Origin of the sequence: Pseudomonas sp. 2VD (genome assembly GCF_005503585.1) — a bacterium.
Lineage (GTDB): Bacteria > Pseudomonadota > Gammaproteobacteria > Pseudomonadales > Pseudomonadaceae > Pseudomonas > Pseudomonas aeruginosa.
Window position 1 is genome coordinate 1 of sequence record NZ_SCND01000249.1, and the last position, 9187, is coordinate 9187.

Here is a 9187-nt window from a genome sequence, read left to right on the forward strand (position 1 = left end):
ATCCTGCTTCGATAGGCTCGCAATACACCCGCCGCGGATAGATCCGCCGGACCAGCCGCGCCAGCCAGCGGCAGCGCAGCTCGAAATCGCCCATGCGCTTGCCGAAGGCGTGGCGGTGGCTCGGCACCAGGGCGACCCTTTCGGCGCAAAGCAGCGCCCGGCGGATCACCGACTCATGGCCGGGGTGCGGCGGGTCGAACGCCCCACCATAGACCGCGAGAGCGAAGTCGGGGGCGCGTCCGCCGCTCATCCCGGCAGGCAGTCGGCGAATCCGGTAACTTATTTCATCACGCATAGAAAATACCTTCCACTGCGAAATTTTGTAGTACAAGTGCTTGACGACTTATTTCACGTGATGAATTATGTACCCACATTCAGCCCCAACCCGTCAAGCGGAGGCTTCCATGAATCGCCCCAGCAAGATCGCCAGCTTCGATGTCGACGCCCAGAAAGGCTTCACCCCGCTGTGCCCGGACGAACTGCCGGTGCCCGGCGGCGACGCCATCGGCGCCGCCCTCAACCAACTGGCCAGCCGCGCCGCGCTGCGCCTGGGCAGCAAGGACGCGCACAGCCCGAAGGCTGCCTGGGTAGTGGAAAGCGCCGAGCAGATGCTGCGGCCGCTGGCCTATCCGGATGCCGACCTGACCTGGGTGAGCCACTGCGTACCGGGTACGCCGGGTTTCGAGCTGCTCGACGAACTGCCGCGGCCGATCGACTACGACTTCTTCGTCTGGAAGGGCGTGGAGCCGGACCTGCATCCCTACGGCGCCTGCTACCACGATCTGGCGGAACGCCGCAGCACCGGGGTCATCGAATACCTGAGGCAGAATGGCGTGAGCCATGTGCTGGTGGGTGGCCTGGCGCTGGACTACTGCGTGAAGAACACCGCCCTGCAACTGCGCCGCGCCGGTTTCGAGGTGCTGCTCTACCTGCCCGCCTGCCGGGCCATCGCCGAGGACACCGCGCAGCGGGCCTGCGACGAGATGCGCGACGCCGGGGTGATCCTCTGCGCCGACCTGGAACGACTGGATAGCGCCCTCGCCGGCGCCGACAAGGAGAAGTGAACATGGCCGAAAGCGTCTTTGCCGAACGCATCGTGCAGAACCTGCTCGATACCGATTTCTACAAGCTGACCATGATGCAGGCGGTGCTGCACAACTACCCCAACGCCGAAGTGGAGTGGGAATTCCGCTGCCGCAACGCCGAGGACCTGCGTCCGTACCTGGCGGAGATCCGCTACCAGATCGAGCGCCTCGCCGAAGTCGAGGTAACCGCCGACCAGCTCGCCTTCCTCGAACGCATCCCGTTCATGAAGCCGGACTTCATCCGCTTCCTCAGCCTGTTCCGCTTCAACCTGCGCTACGTGCACACCGGCATCGAGGATGGCCAACTGGCAATCCGCCTGCGCGGCCCATGGCTGCACGTGATCCTCTTCGAGGTGCCGCTGCTGGCCATCGTCAGCGAGGTGCGCAACCGTTATCGCTACCGCGAGGTGGTCCTGGAACAGGTCGGCGAGCAGCTCTACCGCAAGCTCGACTGGCTCTCCGCCCAGGCCAGCAGCGAGGAACTCGCGGAATTCCAGGTCGCCGACTTCGGCACCCGCCGGCGCTTCTCCTACCGCACCCAGGAGGAAGTGGTGCATATCCTCAAGCGCGACTTCCCCGGGCGCTTCGTCGGCACCAGCAACGTGCACCTGGCCCGCGAGTACGATCTCAAGCCGATCGGCACCATGGCCCACGAATGGCTGATGGCCCACCAGCAACTCGGCCCGCGGCTGGTCGACAGCCAGCAAGCGGCGCTGGACTGCTGGGTCCGCGAGTACCGCGGACAGCTCGGCATAGCCCTGACCGACTGCATTACCATGGATGCCTTCCTCGACGACTTCGACCTGTACTTCGCCAAGCTCTTCGACGGCCTGCGCCACGACTCGGGCGACCCGCTGGCCTGGGCGGAGAAAGCCATCGCCCACTACCGCCGCCTGGGTATCGACCCGCTGAGCAAGACCCTGGTGTTCTCCGACGGGCTGGACATGCCCAAGGCGTTGCAGCTGTTCCGCGCGCTACGTGGCAAGATCAACGTCAGCTTCGGCATCGGCACCAACCTGACCTGCGACATCCAGGGAGTCGAGCCGATGAACATCGTCCTGAAGATGACGGCCTGCAACGGCCATCCGGTGGCGAAGATATCCGACGCCCCGGGCAAGACCCAATGCCGCGACGAGAACTTCGTCGCCTACCTCCGCCACGTCTTCAACGTGCCGGCCTAATCCTTTCGCACCTAACGGGAGCCCGAACATGCAACAGATCCAACGCGACATCGCCCAAGCCCTGCAGGTCCAGCCGCCGTTCCAGTCGGAGGCCGACGTGCAGGCGCAGATCGCCCGGCGCATCGCCTTCATCCAGCAGTGTCTGAAGGATGCCGGGCTGAAGACCCTGGTGCTGGGGATCAGCGGCGGCGTCGACTCGCTCACCGCCGGCCTGCTGGCCCAGCGCGCCGTCGAGCAACTGCGCGAGCAGACCGGCGACCAGGCCTACCGCTTCATCGCCGTGCGCCTGCCCTACCAGGTGCAGCAGGACGAGGCCGATGCCCAGGCTTCGCTGGCGACCATCCGCGCCGACGAAGAGCAGACCGTCAACATCGGTCCTTCGGTGAAAGCCCTGGCGGAACAGCTGGAAGCCCTGGAAGGACTCGAGCCGGCGAAGAGCGACTTCGTCATCGGCAATATCAAGGCGCGCATCCGCATGGTCGCCCAGTACGCCATCGCCGGCGCCCGCGGCGGCCTGGTGATCGGCACCGACCATGCCGCCGAGGCGGTCATGGGGTTCTTCACCAAGTTCGGCGACGGCGCCTGCGACCTGGCTCCGCTCAGCGGCCTGGCCAAGCATCAGGTACGCGCCCTCGCCCGCGCCCTCGGCGCTCCGGAGAACCTGGTGGAGAAGATCCCCACCGCCGACCTCGAGGACCTGCGCCCCGGCCATCCGGACGAGGCTTCCCACGGCGTCACCTATGCCGAGATCGACGCCTTCCTGCACGGCCAGCCGCTGCGCGAGGAAGCCGCGCGGGTGATCGTCGACACCTACCACAAGACCCAGCACAAGCGCGAACTGCCGAAGGCGCCCTGAGCCTCCCGGCCCGTGCGGCAGGCCCGTCGTCGACGGGCCTTTGTCGCGGGCGGGAATGTGCCTGTCGCAACCAGGTCTTCAAGTCCGCGCGGCGGCGCGCTAGAAGGAAGCTGAATCCCTGCGAAGGCCAGCCATGCGCACCCGTCTCCCCGCCCTGCTCCTCGGTGTCCTGCTGGCCGGCCAGGCCTGCGGACACACGTCCCCGCTGCTCGCGCCGGTACGGCAGATCCACGCCTTCGGCGACAGCTATTCGGACAACGGCGAAAGCCAGCGACTGACCCGCGAGATGCTCGCCAAGGGCATCGCCGGCGCCCAGGCATTGCCCGGCGAAGTCTACTGGCAGGGCCGCTGGAGCAACGGCCCGACCGCCGTCGAGGTGCTCGCCCGCCAGCTCGGCGCACAACTGGCCGACCATGCGGTGGGCGGCGCCAAGAGCGGAGCGGACAACTACTACGGCTGGATGAGCGCCTACCGCCATACCGGCCTCGCCGGCCAGGTCGACGCCTACCTCGCCACGCTGGACGGCAAGCCGGCCGACGGCCAGGCGCTGCACTTCATCTTCGTCTCCGCCAACGATTTCTTCGAGCACGAGGATTTCGCCGGCGAGCAGTCCCTGGAACAACTGGCCGGCAGCAGCGTGGCGAACATCCGCGCCGCGGTGCAGCGTCTCGGAGAGGCCGGCGCACGACGCTTCCTGGTGGTCAGTTCGACCGACCTGAGCGTGGTCCCGGCGGTGGTCGTCGGCAACCGGGTCGAGCGGGCGCAGCGCTACCTGCAAGCGGTCAACGCCAGCCTGCCGATCCAGCTCGCCGCCCTGCGCAAGACCCGCGGCCTGGAGCTGAGCTGGTTCGACCATCTCACCTTCAGCCGCCACTTGCGGCGCAACCCGGCACGCTACGGCCTGGTGGAGCTGGACGCGCCCTGCCAGCCGACCCAGCCCAGCGTCCGCCCGGCCTGCGCCAACCCGGACCAGTACTACTTCTGGGACGAGTGGCATCCGACCCGGCGCGTGCACCAACTGGCCGGCGAAGCGATGGCGGCGCGCTACGCGCGCTGAGCCCGGCGCGCGCCCATGAAAAAGCCCGGCAGCGGCCGGGCTTTTTCATGCAGCGGATCGCTCGCGCATCACTTCAGGGTCAGGGTGCCCTTCATCAGCGCGGAGTGGCCCGGGAAGGTGCAGAAGAACATGTACTGCTCGCCTTCCTTCAGCTTGGAGACGTCGAAGGTCACCGAGTCCTTCTCGCCCGAGCCGATCAGCTTGGTGTGGGCGATGACACGGCTGTCGTCGGGCTTCAGGTAATCCTTGTCCAGGCCGGAAGCCATGCCGTCGGTGACCACGCCCTGCATGTCGGCGGCGGTGCTCAGTACCCAGTTGTGGCCCATGACGTTCTTCGGCAGGTTGCCGGGGTGGGACAGGTTGACGGTGAACTGCTTGCAGCTCTTGTCGACGGTGATGGCATTGGTGTTGAACTGCATCTGGTCGTTACCCTGTATGTCCACCGAGCACTCGGCAGCCAGCAGCGGCGCACTGAGCAGGGACAGCAGGGATACCGCAGCGAGTTTACGTAGCATGGAGCAGCCTCCTAGGCAGGTTGGGCGATGAATCCTGAAAGAGCAGACTGCCCGATCGGGCACCGAGTTCCACTGATTCAGGTCAAACCCGAACCGGACGTGGCGGGGCATCGAGCGGGATCTGCCCGGCGTTTACTACGGGGAACTCCTGTTTTAGCACAGATGTGCCGCTTCGCGCCTGCGACGCAACGTCCGGCAATGCTTCGCACGGCTTGGTCGAAGCGCTCCCAGCCGCTACCCTGTGCGCCTTTTTCCACCCCCGACAGGAGTCGATCATGACCTTGCGTTCCGTCTGCGTATTCTGTGGCGCCAGCCCCGGCGCTTCCCCGGTCTACCAGGAAGCCGCCGTGGCCCTCGGCCGGCACCTGGCCGAGCGCGGCCTGACCCTGGTCTACGGTGGCGGCGCGGTCGGTCTGATGGGCACCGTGGCGGACGCCGCATTGGCCGCCGGCGGCGAAGTGATCGGGATCATCCCGCAGAGCCTGCAGGAGGCCGAGATCGGCCACAAGGGCCTGACCCGCCTGGAAGTGGTAGACGGCATGCACGCGCGCAAGGCGCGCATGGCCGAGCTGGCCGACGCCTTCATCGCCCTGCCCGGCGGGCTCGGCACCCTGGAAGAGCTGTTCGAGGTCTGGACCTGGGGCCAACTGGGCTACCACGCCAAGCCGCTGGGCCTGCTCGAAGTGAACGGTTTCTACGATCCGCTGCTGACCTTCCTCGACCACCTGGTCGACGAACGCTTCGTCCGCGCCGAACACCGCGGCATGCTGCAGCGCGGTGCCAGTCCGGAGGCGCTGCTCGATGCCCTCGCCGCCTGGACGCCAAGCGTGGCGCCGAAGTGGGTCGACCGCACCCCGCAGTGATCCGCTCCTCTCTCAGGACGGCGGCAGCAGGCTCAGCGGGTCGAGCGGCCGGCCGTTCTGGCGGATCTCGAAGTACAGCTGCACCCGGTCGGCATCCGAGGAACCGGCCTCGGCGATCTTCTGGCCCTTGCTGACCATCTGCCCCTCCTTCACCAGCAAGCGGCTGTTGTGCGCGTAGGTGCTGGTGTACGAGGTACCGTGCTGGATGATCACCAGGTTGCCGTAGCCACGCATGTTGTTCACCGCGAACACCACCTTGCCGGCCAGCGAGGCCTGTACCGGCTGGCCCAGGGTGCCGGCGATGCGGATGCCCTTGTTGAGCTTGTCGGAACTGGAGAAGCGGCGGATCACCGGCCCCTTCATCGGCCACTGCCAGCCGCGCAGGGTCACCGACGGCGGCGGAGGCGGCGGCTTGCGCGCACGGCTGCTCGACGAGGAGCGGCTGCTGGCGACGTAGGTCGACTTGCGCCCGTCGAAGCGCACTACCTGGCCGACCTTGACCGCGTAGGGCGGGCGGATGCCGTTGGCGCGCGCCAGGTCCTTGTAGTTCCAGCCGTGCCGGGTGGCGATCGAATAGAGGGTGTCGCCGCGCTTGACGCGATACTCGCCGCGCACGACCTTCGGCACCGACGCCCCCGGGCCGGGAGCCTTGGAGCTGCACGCGGATACCGCCAGCAGGACGGCGATCAAGAGCAATCTGAAGAACACACGGAATCCTTTTCCCGATGAAACCCGGCCGGCTGCGGCGACGGTTGCAGGCCCGCACTATACCTTGTTCGCCGGGGTGCCCGTTGGACTCGCCGATGGCCCGTTTTCTCCGCGCGGCCCGCCACCCGGTCCGCGCACAAACGCCAACGCCCCGCAGGACGGGGCGTCGGTGCCGAGCGGGAAACGTCAGGCGCCGGCGGACTGCTGCACGATCACCGTCTGCGCCGGCATCGGTGCCGGGAAGTCGGCGCCGAGGGCGTCCTTGATCACCTTGTTGGTATCGAAATAGACCTGCCAGTAATGGTCGTTGTGGCAATACGGGCGCACCGCCAGCACCGGCCCGACCAGGTTGAACTCGAGGATTTCCACGTCCACCGGCGGCTCGCCGAGCACGTTGGGAATCGCCGCGACGCGCTGCTTGAGCAGGGCGATGGCCGCCTGGTAGTCGGCGGCACCGGAAAGCTGCGCCTTCAACTCGACCCGGCGGAACGGGTTGTGGGTGAAGTTCTGGATGTTGTCGCCGAATATCTTGTTGTTGCCGACCATGGTCAGCACGTTGTCCGGAGTGTTGATCGCCGTGGTGAACAGGCCGATCTCCTTCACCGTGCCGGTCACTCCGCCGGCGCAGATGAAGTCGCCGACCTTGAACGGCCGCAGGACGATGATGAAGCCGCCGGCCGCCAGGTTCGCCAGCAATCCCGACCAGGCCATGCCGATGGCCAGGCCGACCGCCGCGATCAGCGCCGCCAGGCTGGTGGTCTGGATGCCGAAGAAACCGAGGATGCCCACCACCAGCAGCACGTTCAGGGTCACCGTGATGAACGAACCCACGTAGCGCAGCACGGTGGGATCGACCTTTTGCCGCTCGAGGGATTTCTGCACCATGCCGACGGCGAAGCCGATCAGCCAGCGGCCGATCACCCAGAAGGCGATGGCCGCGAGAATCTTGATGCCGAAGGCGAAGGCGTACTGGGACACCGTCGCCCAGAGCGCGTTGATCTTCTCGGTACCTACGTTGACGATCGTCGTGTCATCCATATCGCTCACCGTGCGCAAGGAAGGAGTCTGGCTCCGTACGAGAACCGCCCCTGGCACCGGAAAGGCAGGCTCCGGCCCTTGGCCCGACAACGTCCGTAGCGGATTCTGGAAAAGCTAGCACGGCGCCGCGAATTTGCCGGAGCACCGCTTCGTTGTCCCCAAACGGCGTGGGCGAGGCTGTGGACAACCTGGGTGAAAAGGTCCGGGAGTCCCGGGCGGCAGGGCCTCCGCGGGACCGATCACTTTTTGATCAGCCGGCTGTTTCCTGTAGCGGCAGCACCGTCACCCGCACCTCCGGGTCATGGCTACCGCCACCGAGGATCACCCCGCGCAACGGCGACACATCGGAAAAATCCCGCCCCCAGGCCAGGGTGATGTGCTCCAGGTCGGGCAACAGGTCGTTGGTCGGGTCGAAATCCACCCAACCGTTCTCCGGGCAATACAGCGAGACCCAGGCATGCGAGGCATCGGCACCGATCAGTCGCGCCTGTCCGGGCGGCGGGCGGGTCAGCAGGTAGCCGCTGACGTAGCGCGCCGCCAGTCCGCGCGCGCGCAGGCAGGCGAGCATCAGGTGGGCGAAGTCCTGGCAGACCCCGCGACGGCGCTCCAGCACTTCGTCCAGCGGCGTCGCCACCTGGGTGGCCTGCGCATCGAAGGCGAACTCGCGGAAGATTTTCTCCATCAGTGCCGCCGCCGCCACCAGCAACGGCCGTCCGGGCGGGAAGCAGTCGGCGGCGAACTCGGCGAATCGCCGCTGGATGCGCACATAGGGCGACTCGACGCGATAGCGGCAGGCTTCCAGCTCGGCGGCGGACAGCGCCCGTCCGGAAAATGCCAGCCCGGCGGCGACGGTTTCCCATGCCGGCGACGCGGTCAGTTGCGCCGGCGCATGGGCGAACACTTCGACCTGCAGTCGCGCGCTGACCCGCAGCGCCTCGTGGGGACGCTCGAAGGCCAGCCGGCTCAGCGGATTGCCGAATGCGTCGTGGCCATCCTCGCGCCGGCTCGGCCCCGGCTCGATCAGCAGTGCCCGCTCATGACAGGCCTGCCAGGCGCATTCGCGTGGCCAGAGATGCGCCAGTTGCCGCGACAGCGAGACCGGCGTCGCATAGCGGTAATGGGTGTCGTGCAGCACCTGGTAGCGGGCGCCCTGGAGCGGAACGGAGCGAAGCGCGGGTGCGGACATCAGGTGGATACCGTTCTCTGGCTGACATCGTCGACATGGGCGAAATAGCGCAAGCCTAGCCGATCGGAGACCTGTCCGGCGCAGGCGGCGATGTCGCGCAGCAGTCGCGCCAGCCCGACGAGCACCTCGTCGAGTCCTGCCGCGCCGAACAGCGGGCTTTCCAGGGCCGCCAGATCGAAGCTGCGCAGGCGTTCGCCCCGGGTCCTGAGTTCCCGCTCGCGTGGCGCGCCGAACTCCTCGTGCAGGCGCTCCAGCGAACGCTCCAGGGCCTGCAACTGGAAGCGCAGCGAGTGCGGGTTCTGCTCGTGCAACAGGAGCAGGTCGAGCACCGGGACCAGCTGCGGCGACGCCAGGTAGCGCGAGCGGTAGGTGATGCCGCTGTTACCCAGCTCCAGCAGCCACTCCAGCGCGCCGGCGTCCCAGGCGCTACCGCCGTCGAGGAAGGCGGCGATGCTCTCGGCGAAGAAGCGCACGCGCTCGATGCGCCGGCCGATCATCAGGAAACGCCAGCCGTCGTCGCGGGTCATGTCGTCGAGGGCGAAACCGGACAACGCGGCCAGGGACATCACTAGCCGGTTGAGGAAGTCCAGCGCTTCGCCGAGGTCGGTGCGTGCCGGATCGAGCGCCTGCATGTCGCGTTGCAGCTCCAGCAAGGCCAGCCAGTTCTCCCCGGACAAGCGCCCGCGCACCTGCGCAGC

Annotated in this window: 11 protein-coding genes; 5 read left to right on the forward strand and 6 right to left on the reverse strand. The window is 67.2% G+C overall.

Features of this window, described 5'->3' with window-relative positions; translation table 11 throughout:
• On the reverse strand, positions 1–295 hold a 295-nt coding region (locus FFS27_RS22630), incomplete at its 3' end, for an adenylyltransferase/cytidyltransferase family protein (protein WP_171019217.1).
• Between the two features lie 109 nt (positions 296–404).
• Here FFS27_RS22630 and FFS27_RS22635 point away from each other — a divergent pair.
• The 4 genes from FFS27_RS22635 to choE all read left to right on the forward strand — a co-directional run bounded on the left by FFS27_RS22635 (position 405) and on the right by choE (position 4179).
• Positions 405–1064: a nicotinamidase gene (locus FFS27_RS22635; RefSeq protein WP_003095584.1), complete on the forward strand. Its 660-nt coding sequence runs from the start codon at positions 405–407 to the stop codon at positions 1062–1064.
• 2 nt (positions 1065–1066) lie between these two features.
• Complete coding sequence (gene pncB, locus FFS27_RS22640; protein ID WP_003135529.1) at positions 1067–2266, forward strand: nicotinate phosphoribosyltransferase; 1200 nt, start codon at positions 1067–1069, stop codon at positions 2264–2266.
• Between the two features lie 28 nt (positions 2267–2294).
• Positions 2295–3122 (forward strand): ammonia-dependent NAD(+) synthetase, encoded by an 828-nt coding sequence (gene nadE / locus FFS27_RS22645; RefSeq protein ID WP_003109458.1) that lies wholly within the window; start codon positions 2295–2297, stop codon positions 3120–3122.
• Positions 3123–3255: 133 nt separating this feature from the next.
• Positions 3256–4179, forward strand: coding sequence for a cholinesterase ChoE (choE, locus tag FFS27_RS22650; protein ID WP_003135532.1), 924 nt, complete (start codon positions 3256–3258; stop codon positions 4177–4179).
• Between the two features lie 68 nt (positions 4180–4247).
• Here the strand turns inward: choE and azu are convergent, their stop codons facing one another.
• Positions 4248–4694 (reverse strand): azurin, encoded by a 447-nt coding sequence (azu, locus tag FFS27_RS22655; RefSeq protein WP_003095591.1) that lies wholly within the window; start codon positions 4692–4694, stop codon positions 4248–4250.
• Positions 4695–4969: 275 nt separating this feature from the next.
• Between azu and FFS27_RS22660 the strand changes: the two genes are divergently transcribed.
• Positions 4970–5557 (forward strand): TIGR00730 family Rossman fold protein, encoded by a 588-nt coding sequence (locus FFS27_RS22660; RefSeq protein ID WP_003109460.1) that lies wholly within the window; start codon positions 4970–4972, stop codon positions 5555–5557.
• A gap of 12 nt (positions 5558–5569) precedes the next feature.
• On the opposite strand, the gene FFS27_RS22665 is transcribed toward FFS27_RS22660, so the two are convergent.
• From FFS27_RS22665 to FFS27_RS22680, 4 genes are all read right to left on the reverse strand, one after another.
• On the reverse strand, positions 5570–6265 hold the full coding sequence (locus FFS27_RS22665; protein ID WP_003095596.1) for a peptidoglycan DD-metalloendopeptidase family protein: 696 nt from the start codon (positions 6263–6265) through the stop codon (positions 5570–5572).
• Positions 6266–6451: 186 nt separating this feature from the next.
• Positions 6452–7303: a mechanosensitive ion channel family protein gene (locus tag FFS27_RS22670; RefSeq protein ID WP_003095599.1), complete on the reverse strand. Its 852-nt coding sequence runs from the start codon at positions 7301–7303 to the stop codon at positions 6452–6454.
• Positions 7304–7553: 250 nt separating this feature from the next.
• Positions 7554–8489, reverse strand: coding sequence for a transglutaminase family protein (locus tag FFS27_RS22675; protein ID WP_003100003.1), 936 nt, complete (start codon positions 8487–8489; stop codon positions 7554–7556).
• Positions 8489–9187: alpha-E domain-containing protein (locus FFS27_RS22680; protein ID WP_171019218.1), on the reverse strand; the 699-nt coding region annotated here is incomplete at its 5' end. The genes FFS27_RS22680 and FFS27_RS22675, both read right to left, overlap by 1 nt.